We start from the raw sequence: 21,552 nt of genomic DNA, 5'->3' as shown, positions 1-21,552 counted from the left end.
TGGAAAAACTACTTTTAATTGGAAATAATTCGCATAGATTCATTTTCAAAATTGTCTTCACTAAATAAAGTACTTTTTGTTATGGCGCATTGACTCATTTTATGGTACACTGATGGATTTTCAAACAGCTCATTTATTTTCTCAGAAATAAGTTTTAATTCCTCACTATCAATCAAGTATCCATTTTTTTTATCCTCGATTAACTCAACAATACCTCCCACCGGCGGTACTATAGTAGGCAAGCCATAGGCCATCGCTTCTAAAATGGTCAGCCCAAATGTTTCTTTGCATAATTTGGTAATTGTAAGATTAACTACAATACTCGCTTCTTGGTAAAATGAATGCACTTCTTTTTGACTTGTGTATAAAATTAAATTAGAAGGCAAATCCTCATTTTTAAAATAGACATCAATCTCATTTTGACTTGCATTTAGCACTAATTTAAAGGTATATTGTGGACATAAATGGGCCAATTTTACAAATAAATTTACCCCCTTATATACTTTTAAGGAACTAATCATCAAAACAATTTTTGATGATTTTATTTTACCTAAATAATTGAAGGCCAATCTTCTAAAGCTGTTTTCTAACGCATTATATAAGATGCTTTTTTTAATTTCAATAGATTCTTGTTCCGCTAGAAAGTGAGACACATAAACCACTTCAGTAGCACACCATTTCACAATTCCGAAAAGAAATTCATTTAATATTCTAGGTTTCACTCCCGTTTCATGGATATGATAAATCACTTTACAGCCAATCATTTTACCAACTATTCCAGCTCCAAAGGGGAATACGGTATTGATATATAAAACATCATTTTTCTTTAAATTACATACTAATTTAAAAGCTAAAAGTACCTGGCTTGTTACCAAAAATAACAATCGGACTATCCTGTTTTTAGAGAAACTATACCAATAAAAATGTGAGTTAACCTTTGGTATATCGGATAAAAAACCTTCACCTCCACAAGTATAAAGGTGCGTTTCGATATTGTTTTTAGTCCAGCCCTTTATCAATTGCATTAACACCTTTGGACTTCCACTATAATTATTTAATAAATGAACGGCAACTACTTTCATTTTATAATTGAGCATAAATTGTTTTTAAATGCGTTCCTCTACTATCCCAAGTAAATTTATCCAAGTAATGTTTTCGTGCTTCAATACTCATTTGATCTAGTAATTTTTTATCAAAATAGAGTTTAGAAAGTGCTTCTTTCAGTCCTAAAACTGTTTTGTCATATTCTAATTGTTTGACAGCAAAGCCACATTTTGGATTAATAAATTCTCCTGGCCCCTCATTATCCAAACAAATAACGGGTAATGCAAATGACAATGCTTCAGCAACCACCATACCGGCACCTTCGTGAGATGGGAATAGAAACAAGGATGATTTTCCATAAAGTTTCATCAACTCTTTTCGATCAATCCATTCTATTATTTCAACATAAGCTTGAATATTGTTTTTGGCAATGATTTTTTTATAAAATTCTTTTTCAGGTCCTGTTCCTACAAGTGTTAGTTTACAAGTGGATCTCTTTTCCTTGTCAATTGAATTAATAAAACTTGCAAAGGCTAAAATTGTTAAATCAAATCCTTTTAGTGGAACAAAACGACCCACACTTATTACACTGAAATTTTGTTTTTTAATATCAATTTCAGAAAAATTATCCTCAGTAGCTACAGATGGCATTATTGAAAATGGCACTTTATTTATTTTTAAAGCTACTGAAACCCCCGAATTCATCCCTAATGTATGATGCGCATTTTTTATGGTTTTGCGCAAGGAAAAGGAATAGTTCCAAAAACATTTTTTAACAAACCAAGTGGCTTTATCTATGTATAAATATTTTCTGGAGTAGGGTTTTAAATACTGGATGGGAATTTCAGGATGATGCCCTATTGGTCCCCAAACCATAGGTTTATTCAATTTCCATAAAAAACTTGGAGTCCAATCATTATGAAAATTTACATTATGTGCAATATCAAAATTCAAGTTTTGCTTTTTAATAAAAGAGACAATTCCTTTTTGCCATAGATAATAATAAGGCATAGCTCCACGGCTTCCTTTTTTCCAGAAACGCATCCAATACGGTAAATCAAAATATAAAAAAGTAATATTTTCAAATACCTTATCAGGGTTCTGGTTCATATACTTGTCTATCATTTCCTTGTTGTTTTCTCGAGTAACCGCAATGACTTTATTAAATCTTGCAATTTGATAAACAAAATTCCATCCCATTCCATTTTCTGAACCTTTGTATGGATTGACAGCGTAACAAGTTGCTAAAATCGTTTTCTTATTCATTATCTCTAGTTTTAATACGTTTTGCAGGAACACCGCCAATTATGCTATTGTCTGGAAAAGATTTTGTTACAACGGCACCTGCCGCTATCACACAACCATCGCCCAATTCTACTCCATCGAGAATACTTACTTTACTGCCTATCCAGCAGTTTTTACCTATTTTTATACCTTTCCTGTTTACTCCCTGATGCCTAATGGATACGTTTAAATCCCCATAATTATGATTCTCAGGATGGCAACTAAAATAAGGACCTATAATACATTCCGAACCAATTTCTAATCCGCCAGCTCCACCTAATGAGGCGTACTCGCCTATGCCTACACTATCTCCTATAATCATTTTATCTCCTAAATTATTTAGTGTCGTGGAGACTATTACTCGGCTAAAAGCTCCAATACTCACATTGTTCCCAAAATGGATTCCGTTTTTACTCAACGCAGATACATATACAAAATCACCTAATCGAAGAAATTTACCCCATTTTATTTTAGATAAATAAAAAAAAGTAACTCCTCTACCCAGCATCATTCCTTTTGGTTTCCGTAAAAAAAACAGCACTTTAAACCCTCTTAATAAACAACATACTTGCATCCAGACAAACTGAATAATGGGAACTAAAGATAGTGTGTCATCAAATTTAAAATTTGCATTTCTTAATTGGATAATTTTTTCCAGTATTCGTTTCATTTTTCGTTTTGAATTATAGTTGTTACCACATATTGCAGCGTGACTTCAAGATCCTCATTGTTAATACTTTCATAAACAGTTAAGGGGTTTTTGGATTTTAATGTTTTAAAAAGTTTTGTGTAGTCATTTGTTAATTGCTCTATAGTTGATTTGCTCAATTCTTTTTTTCGATTGAGGATTATAGAAGCATCCGCAAAAAGAAAAAAGTTAAATTTTGGTTGCAACAAAAATTGATACCCAAAAGAGGAAATTTTTTTGGATAAAACAATATTACTACGCTTGCTGTCATTTATAAAATCAAAGTAATAACGGTCGTAAATTACTACATAACCTCTTAAAATATATTTGAAATAAACAACAAACTGACCTATCAAATAATCCAAATAATAATAAGAAAATCGAAAAAAAGAGGATATTAAACTCTTGTTTCCCCCTTGTCTTGGCAGCTTATCTATGGAGTCCTGATGGGCTTTTTCCTTTCCTTTTGTCCAAACACTTAATATAGGTAACAGGGATGGTCTGTGCCTTAAAACAACCACCGGTTTTCTTAATTGTTTCTCAATTCTATGGGTTAATTGTTCTATCACCGTTGATTTTCCAGCTCCATCTACACCGCTAAAAGTAATTGTAAACCCTTTGCTTTGGTTAAGGTTTTTCAAGGAATCAACTAAGTAGTTGAAGGTGTTTCTAATAAAGGGAAAATTATTGTTCTCTTTTTTTTTTTTACAAAGTATTCAATGTTCAAACTATCTTTTGTTTCTTTATTAAAGTAGTCTTGTAAAATTAAATCCAGTGAATCATTTGAATTTTTAATAGCCTCTAGGTAGAATAAATATTTTTCAGGAATACTTGATTTATTGAGCACATAAAATAGAATGATGAATCTTGCCGTATCAATATCAGAGGCATGTTTTATACCGTAATTATTTACATAATTATTTGCAATTACTTGATTGGCACTTAATATTTCATTATTTTTTACTTTTAATTTCCATATTAAATCAATTGATAAAATACTTCCCTCAAGTGTAAAAACCTGAATAGTATTCATAAAAGATTTCTGATTGACCGTTATTTTTGAAACTAAAGCATGATTTTTAAGGTATTTTACAATTATTTTATTCGTTTTTTTGTCAATAACCATATCAATATCCGAATTAATACTGAACTTTTCAGGAGATTCTTTAGGATATTTTAATGCGGCGTAATCTTGATTTTGCAACATATCAAATAAATCCATAATTACCATTTGTCGTTGACTATATTCTTCGTCAAGAAAAAGATTCAAAGCCTCGTCCCAAACTTGCAAAGACCAGTGAATTTGTGCAAACCATTTGGGATGTTCAGCATAAACATTCAAGTAATTCATACAAGTAAGCAATAAATACCACTTTAAATAATGATCTAAATCTGTATTGAAAAGTTGATTTCCATTTTCTTTTCGCCAAAACTCCTTGATGTCACTGTATATAAGTCTCCAGTTTTTACGTTCAACAAGAATTCCCTGTTGAATGATGTAATGAAAATAATCAAATCCTTTTGTTCTATCAAAACTGGCTAATTCCCAGTCATATATTGCTAACTTTTTATTGTTTTCATACATGTTCCACTGTGTGAAATCACCTTGAGAAAGGCAAATTTCTACTGTTTCATTAGGAGCAGTATTTTGAATTATAGTATTAATTTTTCGAATTATATTTGTGGGAACTCTTTTGTCATCAATTTTTATAAAATCTTTTTTTAAGTTATTGAATAGTTCCCATTGACTTACAAAAACAGTTTTTCTCCCCATCAAGCTCATCTCTACAAGTGCATTTAGATGCGAAACATTGAATGTTTTTGTTCTTACTCCGTTGCTGGAGATGTCCGTCAGCTGGAGAATGTCTTTATTTACAGCTCTAGCGATTGGTGTAATAAACTCCGTGTTGTTTAACTTTATTTCATTTAAAATTTCTAATTCTGTTGCAATCATTTTTTGTACCGTTTCGCTTGTGGCAATTTTGTAAAAACAATCATTAGCGTACAAAATGGCCTTACTATTTAGACCAATGGTCCCCATAAATATAGCCCAATCAGCAGTGGTGCCAAAAAGAGGAGTACCCACTTTAGAGAAAAAATATTTTTTTTTATGAAAAACAATTTTTTGTAGTTTCATAACAAAAACTACTCTTATTAAAGTTGCAAAAATTAGCGCTCTGACACTTCCTATGTTATAGAATTTTAAAAATAGTGGTTGCTTACAATTTGCGTTCCAAATCCATCTGGGTAAGCCATCGGGATTATTAATACATAATAAATCCATATTTACCTCTTCTTGCTTATTGCTAACAGAAGACAATGAGTATCCAATTTTTTCGAAAATTTTTTCCATGACAAAATTTTTATACTAAAGCTATAAGAAAAAATATGCCAAATTAAAAATAGTTGATTACCAAAAGGTTACACATTAAATAAAATACAATTATTCCATATTTTGGAAAATAATTATTTTTTTGGAAAAATATTAAACCAATAACTCCGGTCTTCTTTTCTTTAAATAAAATTTTTGAATAGTTGTAAGGTGAGAATTATTTTTGAACGCAACCGAGAAAATAATCATTTGGTAGAATAAAATCCCGAAGTTACTGTCCCCAAAAATTCCAAACTCAGTAAACGAATTGATTAAAACAGGAATAAATATTCCTATAAGCATCAATTTTGTTTCATTATTTTGTGCAATAATAGCCTTTATAGTAAAGGTCAATTGAAATATGGCTATTATAAATCCAATAAAACCTAAATTCATAAGTACCTGTATGAAGGTATTGTGTGTCATATTCCCGGGATAGGTATTAACGCCTTGAAAATAGTCCTTGTAATCAATACGCATGTATCCAAATCCTAGTAATGGTTCCCTGGGCAGTCCCTCAGTAATAAGAGCTTTCCAAAAAGGGAGTCTTCCTGTTAAACTCATAACTTCTTCTAAACGGGAGCTATCACCACCTTTTAAAATCATTTTATTAATTGCAATAGGAGCAATTAATAATACACCTGTTAAAAATAGTACTTTAACCATTTTCCCTTCGGTCTCTTTAATATGAAAAAAAACAATCAACAAAGCGCCAATCAGTGATGATCTTGAGCCTGTCATGTACAGTGCATAAAACAGAACCAAAATTTTCACTATAGTCCATGTTTTATATTTGGTTACATACAAGTCAAATATAAGGCAAGCAATACCTACTCCCGCTAGCATTCCTAACTCATTAGGATTCATAATAACTCCACCTAATCTGGCTTCTTCACCACCATTTGTTAATCGAAAAAAAGTAACAGGAGATATAAACATTCCTACAACAAATATCAGTTGAATTACAAAAACCGAATTACCCAGTAAATGATATAACCGAATAGAGTGACCCTCAAAATAGTAATCCAAAATTTTGAGGCTTTTTATAAAATAGAATGCAAAAACTAAACTTTGAAAAGTCATTAGCCATTGTAATGCACTATAATCTGGTTTTGTGCTCCATAAAAACGAAATAAATCCTAAAGCTAAATAAAACAGATAAAACATAGGAGATAAAATATTTTTATACCCCAAAGAGTTTACGCACCCATATCGAATGATTTTATGATATACTATAATTGAAGAAATCATAATCCCCATACGACCTATTACTTTTATTGTTCTGGTGATTATAATATTCTCGCTCCAAGTAAAGAAACAAGCGATCATCAACACTAGAATAACAAACAAGTATTTGTCGATTTTCTTTAAAAATGGTGCATGTATAATTGTAGTTTCTGGTGTCATTTTAAGTATATAATTCAGCATTAAATCGTAGTATGATTTTACTCCAATTGTAATTTTCATTTACCATATTCATAGCATTCTTTTGAAGTTTAGAAAAAGCTGCTGGATTATTCCAAATGGCGGCCAATGATGACATTGCTACTTCGAGCTCCTTACTATCCTGCGAATAAATAGTTTTTCCTGCTTGATATTCAGTAATTAAATCCCCAATATTAGTTGCATCAGTGACTACACATGGTTTTCCATAACTGGCTGCTTCAATGACTGAAAGCGGCAACCCCTCATTACGGGAAGGATGAACAAATACGTCCATTTTTGATAAAAGAGTAATTTTCTCTTGCCCAAATTTACTTCCGAAAAGTGTAATATGATCTTCCAGATGTTCCTTTTTTATTTTTTCAACTAAATCATTTTTCTCATCGCTGTCACCAACAATCCAAAGCTGGGCTTTTGGATTTGTATTGATTATAACTTTAAAAGCATCGATTAGCGTATCCAATCCTTTTGTATAAATATCTAATCTTCCTATGAATCCAAAAATAACTGCTTCATTTAACGAATCTTGATTTAATATTTCTTTATTATTTTCATATCCATAAGGCAATAAAATAGATTTTGTAACAGAAAATAATTTTGACAATCCAGTAATTTCACTTTTTCCTATACAATGAATTTTGGTTGTTTTTTTAAGTATTTTTTTTTCGAATAAAAAGAAATAGATTTTTTTTATCCAAAAATTTCTTCGCATTGCAATACTATTATAGGCACCATGAGGTGTGAAAACAAATGAAATTTCTTGTTGATGCAATAGGTTTGCCACCGAAGAAAAAACAGGAATCCAACCACCATGAAGATGAAAAATAGTGTGTTTTTTTTGGGATTTTATTGCAGCTTTCAATTCTTTTGAAACACTAAAAGGATTGCGTTGTTGTAAAAACAATTGTGTTTCAAAGTTACGTGCCTGAAAGTTTTTTTCTTTGTCTTTGGTAATTCCCCATACGGATGCTTTCAATCCAGCTTCTACTTGTTTCGTTGTGAGCTCATAGACTACTTTATTGACACCATTCATCCGTTCTGGATTGGCTTTTCCTAAAACTATGTGAATTATATCCATAACTAAAATTGATTCTTTTTAAGTTGATTTTGCCAATATATGGACATCAAAAATTGATTAATAACAAGCCCTAAAACAGCTCCGTAAAGTCCAAAATATTTAAGAAAAAAATGAAAGGAAATAACTGAAAACACAAATGAGATTACATATCCATAAAAAAATATTTTATTGAGAACAAGTACTTTTATAGCGATTCGAATAGGATAATTCATGAAAATAAAAAAGTAAAGAATAGCCATAATTTTCACAACATAGCCATATTCTTGGTATTTTACACCTCCTGCTAGGATAATAATTTCATTTGAAAAAACAAAAATTGGAAGGAGTAATACTCCTAAAAACAGCACTCCAAATAACGAAATTTTGACTAAATATTTTTTAGCTTTTGTAACTGATTCGCTATAAAGGAAAACTACTTTGGGTAATACATAATTCTCAATCGATATTAAAACAACATTAAGTACTCCAAAAACGGATTGTACTAATCGCAAAGCTCCAAGTGCCTCTATACCCAGATAAATACCTGACACTAACACGAAAAAATTACTTGAGCTCCATTGTAAAAAAGCACTGTAAAACAACCATTTCCCTTGAGAAAGATGATTTTGTAAAAACAATTTCCAGGATAGTGGTTTTTCGTAATTTTTAAAGATAAAATACAATCCTGAAATGGAAGATACCAGATTTGAAATTCCTATTATCCATAGTGTATTTGTTAACTGAATATCATCTTTAAAGAAATAAAACAAGATTACAATTAGTATTAAAAAAAGACTGTCAATGAGTAGCACATTCAAAATTTGGGTGAATCCTAAAAAAAATTTTCTGAAAAAATCTTGGATTAATAAACCACTTACAAAGCAAACTATAGCTTTTGAATATAAACTGTATCCTTTTAATATTGGTAAAAAAACAAACAATAGTTCAATTAACATATTAAAAAAAAACAACAAACAAAGTAGTCCCAAAAATAAAAAAACAAAATATTCTTTCTTATTTAAAACCTTAAAATGTGACACTTGAAATGGTTGAATAATAAGCGCATTAGTTACACTCATCCCTAAATAGGCTATCAAAAATAATGTTGAAAATATACCAAAACTTTTAATATCTAATTTTTGAGCCAAAAATAGCATCAGCAAAAAATTTGTTCCGCTAAAAATTGCTTGATCTATAAAAACTAAAACCGCTTGAGATGGCATTATTTTTTTAATGAAATTCATATCTAAGCTGATTGTTTTTTCAATTGGTAATTGTTCCAGTGTTTTTTCAACTCTACAAAAATACTAGGGTGGAAGTTCGCTTTATTTAATACAAACCACATGTTAGGTAATTGATACTCATTTTTGAGTAATTCAACTTTAATGATTGTTTTTTCTGCTGTTTTTTTACTGTCCAGGATAAATAAATTATTTGAAGCCAGACTCATAAAAAGCAATGATAATTTTTCTTCTTTTACCGCCTGATTGTTAATGATACATAAATCGTATTTTTTTACTCTTTCATTAATATCATTCTGAAAAGCTATTTTTGTAAAACTCAAATATTTTAAATTTGAATAATCTAAATAATCTATAGTCCCTATTTTATCTTTTAATTTTCCAGTAGCATCAATAACTAAAACATTACGTCCTTGTTGACTTAAAGCAATGGCTAAGTTTTTTGAATGAAATAAATGATCCTCTGCAGCATCATAAGAACTTATAACCAAAATGTTTTTTTCTTGCAAAATTCCTTTCAACTCCATTTGGATAACATTAGTCAAAAAACTGTAAGTTACCGCTTCCTCAGATTCTAGAAATGGAATTGTAATTGCAATAGGAATAGTGCTGTTACTCTCTATCGTATAACTATCATTTACTTTAGCCTTAGCATAATGAATTAAATATATTAAAAATATAGAACCAAACATTCCTATTAAAACCGAAACGATTAATATTACAGATCGGATAGGAAAAAATGGTTTTTTGGCTATCTCTCCTGGAGTAATTATTTTATGAAAAATAATCTTGGCTGATTTAGCAATTTCTGTTTCTATTCGCTTTTGATTCAATATATTATATGAATTCTCATATAGATTAAAATTTCTATTTAGAATTGTTAGGTTTTTTTCTTTTTCTGGTAATCCTATAAATATTTTCTCTGTTTGAGAAATATCATTGGATAGTTCATTGTATTTTATTTGTAAATCCCTTTGGCTATTCTTAATACTTTCTATTTGATAATCAACAAGATCTTTTAATTTTGCATCAATTACTTTTACTTTTTCACTTTCAGGTGTATAAGTTAGTAAAAGATCTTTTTTATCGGCTTGAAGTTTCTTCATGTTTTTTGTCAACTCAGTCGAGAGTAGATCCGAAAAGGCTTCAAAATTAGGTGCTAATTCAAAATAATTTTTTTTGCCAGAAGCTATATATTTATTTAGCGCTTTTATAGCATCTAAACTCATTTTTACATTTATTTGCTGAACTTTTAGTTGTGCAATTCGTCTTAAATCGGTTTCAGTTTCTTGTTTTACATTAATAATATTTTGTTTATCTCTAAAATTCTGAAGATTATTCTCGGAATTTTTGAGTTTAGTATTTGATTTGTCTATTTCTGTTTTAAGGAAATTAACGGTTACATTAGCGGCTCTGTATTTAGTCTCTATATAGTCCTTTATGTACGTCTCCGCTAATTTATTAACAAATAAGGCTGCTTTTTCCGGGACATTACTTTTAAAGTTTATACGTATTACAGGGACATCTTTTTCAACAGCCATAATATCCAGATTAGTAATAATCTTATCTTTTAATTTTTGTTTACTCAAAAATTCGATCTCATATTCGTCTATTATAGGCACTTCTTTTCTTGATTTTATAAAAGCATCGTTAAGCGAAATCAAAATCTTACTCCCTTCAATGATTATGGGTTGTCCAAAGGTTCCCTGAATTTCTCTATCTTGATTAGGAATAGAAAAAATAAAACTCTCCTTTGAAATTACATTTATAGAATACCTTTTGTCAAATATTTTGTCAGATGAAAAAGTAGCTTTTACCAGAATTGGTGAGTTTCTAAATAACTCTTCTAATTTAAAATCTCCTTTTCTATAAATTTCCAATTCAAATGGCAATTCTTTTAGCGTTTTCTCAATTAATGTGGATGATTTTAGGACTTCAATTTCGGTCGCAATTTTAGTATTAGACGTAAATATATCCACGTTATTTTCTGAAGCAGTACTTGGGACACCTTCTTGATTATCGGCTAATTTAAGTTTAGCAGTACTTTCATACATTGGAGTAATGTATTCTAAATATTTTTCGGCTGCTAAAAAAGCCAAAATCATTACCAAGATAATGATTGGTAATCCTTTAAAAAACGGCCTAAGTAATCTTATTTTTTCGTTCATTGTCTCATGGATATTTAAAACATTCCCATTATAATCGCAGCTGCACTAATAGTGGTGGTAAAAGGAATAATTATTGAAACTCTTCTGTCAAATTCTTTATTCTTTTTTGAAGGTACAATTACTATATCTCCAGGATGTAGCTGAATGTTTTTATTAAGAATATTATCCGGTTTTGTCAAATCTATGTTGGTTATTCTTACATCTTCTCCTTCTTGTCGTAGAATTTTTATTGATTTTAAATTGGCGTAAAATTCAAATCCGCCTGTTCTTGTAATCATTTCTAGAAGTGTATTACGATCTTTATCGACCACAATTACATTAGGACTCCTGACCTCTCCCAGAATTGTAATTTCCTTATTAAGTACCTTTATGTCTATGATAGGTTTTATTATCTCTTTTTTGAGCTGATTTTTAATCAGTTCTTTTAGTTCTGGAATGGTTTTATTTATAACATTTGTAGTGCCTATTTTAGGTATTTCAATATTTCCATCGGTATCTACAAGTAACCATTTCCCATAAACTTCATTGGAGTTGTATATTCCATAAACTGAGCCTACACTTAGGTTCTCCTCTCCCCAAACAGAAATGGTTAGTTTATCGTCTTTTCTTATTTTATATTGATAATTATCATCATATACAAAAGTTAAAGTATCATTTAAAACAGGGGATTTTGTCTCAAACAAATTATATGTTTTGCAAGAAACAAAAAGGAGCGAGAATAATAGTGCTTTTATTATTAATTTCATAAGTCTATGATATTGATTCTTTTAAAATTTAAAAGTAGGAAAGAAATCTTTGTAGGACGGTGGGATTAGATTTACGTAATATTTCTTTTATCGCAATGATTTTATCTATAATGACCGTAATTTTATCATTAACATTATTATCTTTTACTAGATAATCAAAAGCTCCATATTTTAAAGCATCAACGGCTGTTTTAATATTTTCTTGTCCAGAAATCATTACAACAAAAATATTAGGATCGTAACGTTTTATTTTTTTTAAAACTTCAAATCCTGTAATCCCATCCATGTTGTGATCCAAAAAGATAATATCTGGTTTTTTATCCAGATTATTAAGACAATCGTTTCCATTATTGTAATAAGTAATATCGGTGTGGCCTATACCGATCAAATACTGTTCATAGATATTAGCACAGAAGGTATCGTCGTCAACAATAAAAAATTTGAATTGATTTATATTTTTCATAACACAAAAATTATTTAATAATTGGTTAATCTAAATCCATGCCTTTTTATTTTTTTACTGATTTACAGCGATTTAATTTACTTTAGTTTTTATTTTTTTCCAAATTTTGGAAAAAAAATCCCATTTAAAAATGCGATTGGAGATTAAATTTCATTCATTTGAAGTTGAGAAATCACCTCTTTCAAAGTTTTTTTAACTTTGGAGTAAACCATTATAATTTGATCTTTATCATCTTTGTTTGTTACAGTAGCTTTTTCAAGGTATTTTATATCTGGAATTATACTTACTATGGCTAAATTTTCCACACTAGGTCTAATTTTATGCATCAATCGATTCAATTCATTAAAGTTATTTACCATAATTCCTTTATCAATTATGGCTAAACTAGCAGTTATTTGTTCCATAAAAATGGTAATCATTTTAGTTACAAAATCTTTATTTCCTCTACTCATAATTTGCAATGTGTTTAAACTATAAAGATGTTCAGCAACAGAATGATTCGTTTTATTGGCAGTTTTTGTTTTATTTATTGTGTTTCTGGAAATTGTTTCAATTAGAATTAAATCATCAAATGGTTTCGTTACATAATCATTCATTCCTGCGTTTTGACAGTTCTCAATTTCAGATTTAAAAGCATTAGCAGTTAACGCAATTATTGGAATTGTAAGTTTTAGCTCGTCTCGTATTATTTTAGTTGTTTCTATACCATCCATTTCTGGCATTTGAATATCCATAAGAATAATATCAAATGTTTCATTTTTCAATATTTTCAATGCTTCTAGGCCATTCTCAGCCTCAGTAACTTTACAATTAAAATCCGACAGAGAATTTTGAACAACTATTCGGTTCATCTCATTATCTTCTACTAATAAAATGGATAAGTTGTCTATTCGAATTGATTTTTTTACTACTTGTAATTCTTTCAAATTCTTTGCATTCCCTTTTTTAAAATAAATATTGATATGAATTGTAGTTCCTTCATTCTTTTTACTTTCTACCTCAATTTCGCCATTCATAAGTACAACTAATTCCCTAGTTATGGCCATACCTAAACCTGTTCCACCAAATTTTCTGGTTACCGTTTTATCTTCTTGCGAAAACTTTTTAAAAATAGAATCCAAGTAAATTTTATCCATCCCTATACCTGTATCCGAAATAGAAATACGTAATTTTTGAGAGAAAGAATCCTCAGTAACAACTTCACAGTTTACCACTATTTGTCCTTTTTGGGTAAATTTTAATGCGTTCCCAATAAGGTTAAATAATATTTGTTCTAATTTTAAGGTATCTCCCATCAATACTTTATGAATCTTTTTTGAGATTATTGTACTAAGAGTTAACCCTTTTTGTTCTGCTTTAGGTTGTAGTACTGCCGTAACATTTTTTAATGAATTTTCAAAAACAAAATCTCTATTTTCAATTTGCATTTCACCGGACTCAATTTTAGAAATGTCAAGAATATTATTAATTATAGCTAATAAGTGTTTTGAGGCTATTGAGCTATTTTCCAAATATTTTTTTTGCAATTCTGTATGTTCTTGTTTTTCTAATTCTCTTAAAAAACCAATTATTGCATTTAACGGAGTACGTATTTCATGACTCATATTAGCCAGAAAAATTTCTTTAGCTATCGACGCATTTTCGGCTTTTATTTTTTCGCTTTCTAATTCAATTTCTAACTGTTTTTGTTTAGTGACATCTAAATGAATTTCTATTGCACCAACTAATTTTCCTGCATCGTCAAAATTTGGTGCCCTACTTATTGCCCACCATCTTAATTCTCCTCTTTTATTGATTATGGGAAATTGATATAATTCTGTATCAACCTGATTTCTTACATTAATTTTTGATTTAATAATTTCAAAATTGCTGCCATAATAAAAAATGTCAGATGATTTTTTGCCTAAAAGCTCATTGATTTCATAACCAGACATCAATGCAAAACTCTGATTTACATATTGTATAATCTCATTATTATCAATTTCTATTAAACCTAAATTTACGTTAGCAATTATGTTTCGATATTTTTCTTCTTGATTTTTTAAACTTAACTCCGCTTTTTTTCTTTCAGAAATATCTTGAATAAAAGAGCAAAAAAATATTTTATCATCCTGTTTTATTGGAATTATAGCTATTTCTATAGGGAATTCATTTCCTGATTTGTTCCATGCTGATAACTCAATGTGTTTATTTAAAGTAGAAATATTCCCCGTTTTTAAATATTTTTTAATTGCATTACTATGAAAATCAATATGTTGATTTAAAAAAATAGTTTCGGATAAATTTCTACCTAAAACTTCTTCTTTTTTCCATCCAAAAATAATTTCTGCTTGGTTATTCCAAAATATAATCTTCTCATCTCTATCAATATTTATTATACCATTTAAAGAGGAGTTCATTATTAGATTACTTCGAATCTCACTCTGTTCTAAAAGTCTTTGAGTTTTTATTCTTTGAGTTATGTCAGTATATTTCCAGAGATGGCCTTTATGCTCTTCATTTATAAAAATGGGGATATAATCTCTTTCTAAAAATCGGTTATCAGCAGTTTCAAGTAGCTCATTAGTTATTATGACTTGGTTGTCTATAATTCTATTTATTCCTTGTTTAAACGATTCAGGATTTTTAAATAATTCATCTGAACCTTCCGCCAAGTTTGAGCAACCACTATAAACTATTGTTTCTGGTTTAAATATAATTGAAAATGTATCACAATACAATTGGTTTGTAAATAATATTTTTTGATTTTCATCTTCTACTAGAATACCTGATTGTATATTAGCTAATAATGTTTTTAATAATTCAATATTTCTAGAAAAATCATTTTCAGTATTTTTCCCTTTTAATAATTCTTGTTTCAAATATTTTGAAATTGAACGTAAATCATTATTATCTACATCCTCTTTAACTCCTTTATAATTAGAATCTAAATTCTGGAGACTCTCGTCAAGATTTTTAATTATTTTCTTTTTCTGTGCATGCTCTCCCTTTAATTTATTATACGCTAACTTATATTCCTTTTCTTTTTGAAGAAAGGCATAATTACTCCTTTCTTTTTCATTTTCAAAATTAGAATAAGTAGTGTTGATTGCTTCTAAAAAAAGTTTAAATGAAGGGTTTTCTAAACAATCAGCTGGTAAGTTTGTATTTATTTGTTTTTGCAAAAGTTTATGAAAATTGATCATCCATTTATTTGTTAAAAGTATTTTTTTTTTAGGCTCTAAAAATTTATCTTAATTTGAAAAAAAACGATTCACCGCTTATTTGGAAAACTTGGATAAATCGATTTTTCGTCAACATTTAACTATTTCTATTTAAACTACTTTAGATTGTATTAAATTATAAATAGTAGATTTCCCTATATCTAATTTGTTTGCAGTTTTAACAACATCATTATTATTTATCTTTAAGTAATGTAATATTATCTCTGTTGTATATTCTTTTAATGATTTTTCTTCCGAAAGGAAAAAACCAGTATCATTTATGTTTATAAAGGTTAGATCATTTACCAATATTTCATTTCCCTCACACATAACACATGCCAAATCAATCACTGATTTTAGCTCTCGAATGTTTCCATAAAAAGGATATTTCATTAGCTTTTGTTTAGCTTCTTTGGATAATATGATTGGTTTAAATTTATTCTCTTTTACAAATAAATCGATAAAGTGTTTTGCTAATAGCAAGGTATCATTTTCTCGTTCTCGAAGAGGAGGTAAAACTATAGGCAAACCAATTATTCTATAAAATAAATCTTCTCTAAAATTCCCTTTCTTGACTTCCTGAGATAAATCTTTATGGGTTGCAATAATTAATCGGGTATTAAATTTTATTCCTGTTTTACCGCCTAAGCGCACTACTTCTCTTTCTTGAAGTACACGTAATAATTTACTCTGAAGATTTAAATCTAATTCAGCAATTTCGTCTAAAAAAATAGTTCCTCCATCAGCTTGCTCAAATTTCCCGATACTCCTGTCAGTGGCTCCAGTAAATGCTCCTTTTTCATGTCCAAAAAACTCACTTTCCATTAAATCTTTAGGGATGGCAGCCATATTTATAGCAATAAAAGGTTTGTTTTTTCTATCAGAATTATAATGAATAGCCTTTGCAACAACTTCTTTTCCCGTCCCTGTTTCTCCGGTTATAGAAACATTTATATTGGTATTGATTGCTTTATTTATTTTGTTAAAAACGCTTTTAATTCCATTACTTCGACCAATTATTGTTTTTTCAAAGCTAAATTTTTCTTCTAGTTTTTCTTTTAATTCTTCAACTTCTTGAACCAATTTTAGATTTTCTTTAATTTTAATTATCGAATTCCAAAGTAAATCTTTTGTATGCGTATTTTTGACTAAGTAATCTGTGGCTCCACATTTTAAAAAATCAACAGCAACTTGAATCTCCTCTTGTCCACTAATAATAATGATCGGAATTTTATCATTAGTTTCTTGAATTTTTTTTAACAGCATATCACCAGTAATATCAGGCAATCCAATATCTAAGCAAATAATATCCGGTTTTTGATATAAGTTGCTAATACATTCCTTTCCTGTCTGAAAAAGAAATACATCAAAATCAGGATTTAATTTTAGGTGATATTTAAGTGTTTCTCCAAAAAAGAGGTCATCTTCAACGAGAAAAATTTTTAGCGTGGACATTGGTTTTATTATAATAAAATTATTAATCAAATTAACACTAAAAATAATAAATGAAGTTTTTTTTTCTCTATTTTTTTAAAAAAAATTTAATAGAATTAGTTAAATTTATTTTCACCAAACCATTGTGGCCCAATAAAAAAGAAAAACAAATTAATTGCTTAAAAAAAAAACGCAATTTAGACTTGCAAATCTCAAATAACGACGAGTAAAATAAGTATTTATAGACAAATCTGTTTTATTAACTTTCTATTCAAGTTTTGGCCAATATGATTGCTTCGCAGCATACTATCCAAATTATCTGAAACAATAATTGTTGATGTAAACTTAGATTCAACTAAACTATTGGCAAATCGAAATTTAATAGCTTACTTTTGCAAAAAATTTAGCCTTGTGAATTACCTTTCTGTAGAAAATATCTCGAAATCTTTTGGTGAACGTACGTTGTTTAAAGACATCTCGTTTGGTATAAATAAAGATCAAAAAATTGCCTTCATAGCCAAAAACGGTTCTGGAAAAACGACTATTATGAGCATCATTAATGGTCTTGAAGAATCAGATACTGGTCAAGTAGTCTTAAGAAAAGGCATAAAAATGGCTTTCCTTTCGCAAAATAACAACTTGCAGGAGGAATTGACGATTGAGGAAAGCATTTTCGCTTCAGACAATGAGACGTTGAAAGTGATTGAAGCGTATGAAAAAGCATTAGAAAATCCCGAAGATGAAGAAGCCTACCAAAAAGCTTTTGACGGAATGGATCAGCACAATGCATGGGATTTTGAAACGCAGTACAAGCAAATTTTGTTCAAACTGAAGTTGGAAAATTTCAAATTGAAAGTGAAAAATCTTTCAGGTGGACAGAAAAAAAGATTGTCACTGGCTATCATTTTGATTAATCGTCCTGACCTATTGATTTTGGATGAACCTACGAATCACTTGGATTTAGAGATGATTGAATGGCTGGAAAGCTATTTTGCCAAAGAAAATATTACGTTGTTTATGGTGACACACGACCGTTTCTTCTTGGAGCGTGTTTGTAACGAAATCATCGAATTAGACAACGGAAAATTATACCAATACAAAGGAAATTACTCCTATTACTTAGAGAAAAAAGAAGAACGCATTGCCTCAGAGAATTCGAGTGTGGATAAAGCGCAGAATCTTTTTGTGAAAGAACTGGAATGGATGCGCCGTCAGCCAAAAGCGAGAACGACCAAATCGAAATCGCGTCAGGATGATTTTTATGAAATTAAAGAAAAAGCACAAAGTCGCCGTCGCGAAAATAAAGTAGAGCTTGAAATTAACATGGAACGCATGGGAAGCAAGATTATCGAGCTTCATAAAATTTCTAAGAAATTCAAGGATCATGTCATCATGAATAATTTCAGTTTTGATTTTCAACGTGGCGAACGCATTGGAATCATTGGAAAAAACGGAACCGGAAAATCTACTTTCTTAAATTTATTGACCGGAACTTTGCCGCTTGATGGTGGAAAAGTAGTGATTGGTGAAACCATAAAAGTGGGTTACTACACACAAAGCGGAATAAACCCAAAACCGGGTCAGCGTGTCATAGATGTGATTAAGGAATACGGAGAATTTATTCCGTTGATGAAAGGAAAATTGATTTCGGCTTCGCAATTGTTAGAGCGTTTCTTGTTTGATGCAAAAAAACAATATGATTTTGTGGACAGATTAAGCGGAGGAGAATTAAAACGTTTGTACTTGTGTACCGTTTTAATTCAGAATCCCAACTTCTTGATACTGGATGAGCCTACGAATGATTTGGATATTGTTACGCTAAATGTTTTAGAAAGCTTCCTTTTGGATTATCCGGGTTGCCTTTTAGTGGTTTCTCACGACAGGTATTTCATGGATAAAATTGTAGATCACTTATTCATTTTTAGAGGTGATGGTGTGGTGGAGGATTTCCCTGGAAACTATTCTGATTTTAGAGCGTATGAAGACAGTACTGATGTAGCGCAAAAAGAGGAAAACAAAGCGGAAAAGAAAGACTGGAAGCAAAACAACCCAACAGGAAACCTGACGTTCAACGAGCAAAAAGAATTCCAGAAAATCGAGAGAGAAATCAAGGATTTAGAGCTTCAGAAAGTAGCTATCGAACAATTATTCTCAGACGGAAAAATTGGGGAAGCTGACATTGAAAAGAAAGCGAACGAATTGAGAAACATCATCAATAAAATTGAAGAGAAAGAGGAAAGATGGTTTGAGCTAAGTGCGAAAATAGAAGGATAAAAATAGTATTGAGTGTTTAGTCGCAGTTTACAGCATCGAACATTATTACTATTTAGGATTAGATCCACAACAAAATTTTGATTTTGTTGTGGTTTTTTTTTAAAATCTTAATCTTTTTAAGGCCTCACTTTGGTATTACGTTCAACCAAATTAATATATAAAACTGAAAATTATGATTATGGAAAACAAAAGGCTTATTGGCATTGTCCTCACAGTAGTTTTTTTATTACTCATCCCATTAATAGCAATGCAATTCACAAATGAAGTAAACTGGACCCTATCCGATTTTGTAGTTGCTGGCGTCCTATTGCTCGGCACTGGTCTTATCTGTGAACTTGTCATGAGAAAGGTAAAAAAAACCAATCATCGAATCATTCTTTGTGGAGTTATTCTGGCAGTGCTTCTTCTCATTTGGATAGAACTTGCAGTCGGTCTTTTCGGGACACCGTTCGCTGGATCGTAAACCGTAAACCGTGATTGCGCAGTTTTATCTCAAACGCTAATCAACAGCAACAAAAAACCACAACAAAATTAAATTCCGTTGTGGTTTTTCATTTTATAAACATATCGTTTCTACCAAGGAATCGGATTGTAATCTTTCAAAAACTTTCCACACCAATGTTTTCCTGTATTGATTCCGTCAAACAACGGATCCATCACTCGTGCCGCACCATCAACAATGTCTAATGGAGGCTGAAAATCTTCTTCTTCCTGTTTTCTTTTGGCTAATTCTGCGGGGTCTTCATCGGTTACCCAACCGGTATCAACCGCATTCATAAAAATGCCATCTTTTGCCAAAGTTCCTGAGGAAGTGTGCGTCAACATATTCAAAGCGGCTTTGGCCATATTGGTGTGCGGATGGCGGTCTTCTTTAAAAAACCGATGAAACTTCCCTTCCATTGCTGAAACATTGATGATGTGTTTTTTTCCAGTGTTGTCTTTCTTCATGACTTCCGAAAGGCGATTGCACAATACAAATGGCGCTACGGAATTTACCAACTGTACTTCAATCATCTCCGTGGTTTCTATTTGTCCCAATCGCAAGCGCCAGCTGTTGGTTTTTCTTAAATCGACTTGCTGCAAATCGGCATCGAGTTCTCCTTCCGGAAAAACTTCGTTTGCCACGAGCGCATTATCAAACGAATACGGAATCTGCGATAATTTGGCGGAAGCCCGCAACCCAATTCCAGGTTCTGGTCCGTGCCAAGTCACTGGCATATTCTGATTAGAGGAAGCACCTGCTGTCAATACTTTTAATTCATCTAAACAATTAGTATGATCCAGTAATAATTCTTGCGCTTGTAGTGGCAAAGAAGCGATAGATCGCTCTTCGTTTTCCATTAAATGGGTATAGAATCCGGCAGGACGTCTCACGGTTTGCGCCGCATTATTAATCAGAATATCCAAACGCTCGTATTTTTGCTCTATAAAGTTGCAGAAAATCTCCACACTCGGAATATGTCGTAAATCCAATCCGTGAATTTTCAAACGATGTCCCCAATCCATAAAATCGTCTTCCTTAGAAAAACGCAATGCTGAATCGACGGGGAAACGAGTCGTAGCAATAACAGTTGCTCCTCCTCGTAAAAGCATCAACGTAATGTGATAGCCAATTTTTAAGCGAGAACCTGTAATTACAGCAACTTGCCCCTTTACATCTGCAGTTTGAAAACGTTTAGCATAATTAAAATCACCACAATCCGTACACATTGTATCATAAAAATGGTGCATTTTTGTAAACTCCGTTTTACATACGTAACAATTTCTGGGTGTTTCCAGTTCCAATTGTTCTTTGTTCACAAGATCATTGTACGCCAATAATTTGGGCGCCATAAAAACACTTGCTTCGCGCGCATGCCGAATTCCGGTTTCCTTACGGGCGGTTCGATCGCGTTTTTCCATTTTGCGTTTGGCAGCCACTTTTCCGTCTTTCTTTCTACGGGAAAGCTCATCACGGTCGGGTCTGGAAAACATTCCTGCTGCTTTGATTAAAGCCGTTCTTTGTTCTTTTGGGATATCAAATATTTGGTCGGTATCAGTATTCAATTGTGCCAAAATAGCGATACATCGGTCAATTTCTTCCGAGCTTATGGCACTTTTATGTTCTATTTGTTCAGTCATTATCGTAAAAATGGA

The 21,552-nt window shown here is 30.8% G+C and carries 16 protein-coding genes; 2 read left to right on the top strand and 14 right to left on the bottom strand.

Going from position 1 to position 21,552, the window contains the following annotated elements; translation table 11 throughout:
• Positions 1-14: 14 nt before the first annotated feature.
• The 13 genes from ACXX80_RS10625 to ACXX80_RS10565 form a co-directional block, all read right to left on the bottom strand.
• Positions 15-1,097, bottom strand: coding sequence for a glycosyltransferase family 4 protein (locus tag ACXX80_RS10625; RefSeq protein WP_458553160.1), 1,083 nt, complete (start codon positions 1,095-1,097; stop codon positions 15-17).
• Positions 1,084-2,310 (bottom strand): glycosyltransferase family 4 protein, encoded by a 1,227-nt coding sequence (locus tag ACXX80_RS10620; protein WP_458553159.1) that lies wholly within the window; start codon positions 2,308-2,310, stop codon positions 1,084-1,086. Before ACXX80_RS10620 ends, ACXX80_RS10625 begins: the two co-directional genes overlap by 14 nt.
• Entirely contained in the window at positions 2,303-2,998 is a 696-nt protein-coding gene (locus tag ACXX80_RS10615; RefSeq protein WP_458553158.1) for an acyltransferase, read from the bottom strand. Before ACXX80_RS10615 ends, ACXX80_RS10620 begins: the two co-directional genes overlap by 8 nt.
• A complete protein-coding gene (locus ACXX80_RS10610; protein ID WP_458553157.1) occupies positions 2,995-3,657 on the bottom strand; it encodes a hypothetical protein in 663 nt (220 codons plus the stop codon). Before ACXX80_RS10610 ends, ACXX80_RS10615 begins: the two co-directional genes overlap by 4 nt.
• 8 nt (positions 3,658-3,665) lie before the next feature.
• Positions 3,666-5,369, bottom strand: a complete 1,704-nt coding sequence (locus ACXX80_RS10605; RefSeq protein WP_458553156.1) for a hypothetical protein — start codon at positions 5,367-5,369, stop codon at positions 3,666-3,668.
• Between the two features lie 132 nt (positions 5,370-5,501).
• Entirely contained in the window at positions 5,502-6,854 is a 1,353-nt protein-coding gene (locus tag ACXX80_RS10600; RefSeq protein ID WP_458553155.1) for an O-antigen ligase family protein, read from the bottom strand.
• Complete coding sequence (locus tag ACXX80_RS10595) at positions 6,796-7,908, bottom strand: glycosyltransferase family 4 protein (RefSeq protein ID WP_458553154.1); 1,113 nt, start codon at positions 7,906-7,908, stop codon at positions 6,796-6,798. Before ACXX80_RS10595 ends, ACXX80_RS10600 begins: the two co-directional genes overlap by 59 nt.
• A gap of 2 nt (positions 7,909-7,910) precedes the next feature.
• Complete coding sequence (locus tag ACXX80_RS10590; RefSeq protein WP_458553153.1) at positions 7,911-9,131, bottom strand: MATE family efflux transporter; 1,221 nt, start codon at positions 9,129-9,131, stop codon at positions 7,911-7,913.
• A gap of 2 nt (positions 9,132-9,133) precedes the next feature.
• The gene (locus tag ACXX80_RS10585; RefSeq protein ID WP_458553152.1) at positions 9,134-11,296 is read right to left on the bottom strand and encodes a GumC family protein; all 2,163 of its coding nucleotides are present in this window, start codon (positions 11,294-11,296) and stop codon (positions 9,134-9,136) included.
• Between the two features lie 14 nt (positions 11,297-11,310).
• Positions 11,311-12,042 (bottom strand): polysaccharide biosynthesis/export family protein, encoded by a 732-nt coding sequence (locus ACXX80_RS10580; protein WP_458553151.1) that lies wholly within the window; start codon positions 12,040-12,042, stop codon positions 11,311-11,313.
• A 28-nt stretch (positions 12,043-12,070) separates the two neighbouring features.
• Positions 12,071-12,505 carry a response regulator gene (locus ACXX80_RS10575; RefSeq protein WP_458553150.1) on the bottom strand — a complete coding sequence of 145 codons (435 nt, stop codon included), beginning with the start codon at positions 12,503-12,505 and terminating at the stop codon, positions 12,071-12,073.
• A gap of 143 nt (positions 12,506-12,648) precedes the next feature.
• Positions 12,649-15,690 carry a PAS domain S-box protein gene (locus tag ACXX80_RS10570; protein ID WP_458553149.1) on the bottom strand — a complete coding sequence of 1,014 codons (3,042 nt, stop codon included), beginning with the start codon at positions 15,688-15,690 and terminating at the stop codon, positions 12,649-12,651.
• Between the two features lie 129 nt (positions 15,691-15,819).
• The gene (locus ACXX80_RS10565; protein ID WP_458553148.1) at positions 15,820-17,163 is read right to left on the bottom strand and encodes a sigma-54-dependent transcriptional regulator; all 1,344 of its coding nucleotides are present in this window, start codon (positions 17,161-17,163) and stop codon (positions 15,820-15,822) included.
• A 390-nt stretch (positions 17,164-17,553) separates the two neighbouring features.
• Between ACXX80_RS10565 and ACXX80_RS10560 the strand changes: the two genes are divergently transcribed.
• Both ACXX80_RS10560 and ACXX80_RS10555 read left to right on the top strand, forming a co-directional pair.
• On the top strand, positions 17,554-19,416 hold the full coding sequence (locus ACXX80_RS10560) for an ABC-F family ATP-binding cassette domain-containing protein (protein WP_458553147.1): 1,863 nt from the start codon (positions 17,554-17,556) through the stop codon (positions 19,414-19,416).
• A gap of 172 nt (positions 19,417-19,588) precedes the next feature.
• Positions 19,589-19,879: a hypothetical protein gene (locus ACXX80_RS10555; protein WP_458553146.1), complete on the top strand. Its 291-nt coding sequence runs from the start codon at positions 19,589-19,591 to the stop codon at positions 19,877-19,879.
• Between the two features lie 110 nt (positions 19,880-19,989).
• Here the strand turns inward: ACXX80_RS10555 and ACXX80_RS10550 are convergent, their stop codons facing one another.
• The gene (locus ACXX80_RS10550; RefSeq protein WP_458553145.1) at positions 19,990-21,537 is read right to left on the bottom strand and encodes an SDR family NAD(P)-dependent oxidoreductase; all 1,548 of its coding nucleotides are present in this window, start codon (positions 21,535-21,537) and stop codon (positions 19,990-19,992) included.
• Between the last annotated feature and the right edge of the window lie 15 nt (positions 21,538-21,552).

The sequence above is a fragment of the Flavobacterium sp. GNP002 genome (assembly GCF_054343795.1).
Note: the sequence above shows the minus strand (reverse complement) of the source record. Positions and strands in the feature narration are given on the sequence as shown.

What these genes read in the sequence shown, in the direction of transcription:
- ACXX80_RS10620 (WP_458553159.1), bottom strand. Translation starts at nt 2,310, where the DNA reads ATGAATAAGAAAACGATTTTAGCAACTTGTTACGCTGTCAATCCATAC.
- ACXX80_RS10550 (WP_458553145.1), bottom strand. Translation starts at nt 21,537, where the DNA reads ATGACTGAACAAATAGAACATAAAAGTGCCATAAGCTCGGAAGAAATT.
- ACXX80_RS10615 (WP_458553158.1), bottom strand. Translation starts at nt 2,998, where the DNA reads ATGAAACGAATACTGGAAAAAATTATCCAATTAAGAAATGCAAATTTT.
- ACXX80_RS10625 (WP_458553160.1), bottom strand. Translation starts at nt 1,097, where the DNA reads ATGCTCAATTATAAAATGAAAGTAGTTGCCGTTCATTTATTAAATAAT.
- ACXX80_RS10585 (WP_458553152.1), bottom strand. Translation starts at nt 11,296, where the DNA reads ATGAACGAAAAAATAAGATTACTTAGGCCGTTTTTTAAAGGATTACCA.
- ACXX80_RS10555 (WP_458553146.1), top strand. Translation starts at nt 19,589, where the DNA reads ATGATTATGGAAAACAAAAGGCTTATTGGCATTGTCCTCACAGTAGTT.
- ACXX80_RS10600 (WP_458553155.1), bottom strand. Translation starts at nt 6,854, where the DNA reads ATGAAAATTACAATTGGAGTAAAATCATACTACGATTTAATGCTGAAT.
- ACXX80_RS10570 (WP_458553149.1), bottom strand. Translation starts at nt 15,690, where the DNA reads ATGATCAATTTTCATAAACTTTTGCAAAAACAAATAAATACAAACTTA.
- ACXX80_RS10575 (WP_458553150.1), bottom strand. Translation starts at nt 12,505, where the DNA reads ATGAAAAATATAAATCAATTCAAATTTTTTATTGTTGACGACGATACC.
- ACXX80_RS10590 (WP_458553153.1), bottom strand. Translation starts at nt 9,131, where the DNA reads ATGAATTTCATTAAAAAAATAATGCCATCTCAAGCGGTTTTAGTTTTT.
- ACXX80_RS10605 (WP_458553156.1), bottom strand. Translation starts at nt 5,369, where the DNA reads ATGGAAAAAATTTTCGAAAAAATTGGATACTCATTGTCTTCTGTTAGC.
- ACXX80_RS10565 (WP_458553148.1), bottom strand. Translation starts at nt 17,163, where the DNA reads ATGTCCACGCTAAAAATTTTTCTCGTTGAAGATGACCTCTTTTTTGGA.
- ACXX80_RS10595 (WP_458553154.1), bottom strand. Translation starts at nt 7,908, where the DNA reads ATGGATATAATTCACATAGTTTTAGGAAAAGCCAATCCAGAACGGATG.
- ACXX80_RS10580 (WP_458553151.1), bottom strand. Translation starts at nt 12,042, where the DNA reads ATGAAATTAATAATAAAAGCACTATTATTCTCGCTCCTTTTTGTTTCT.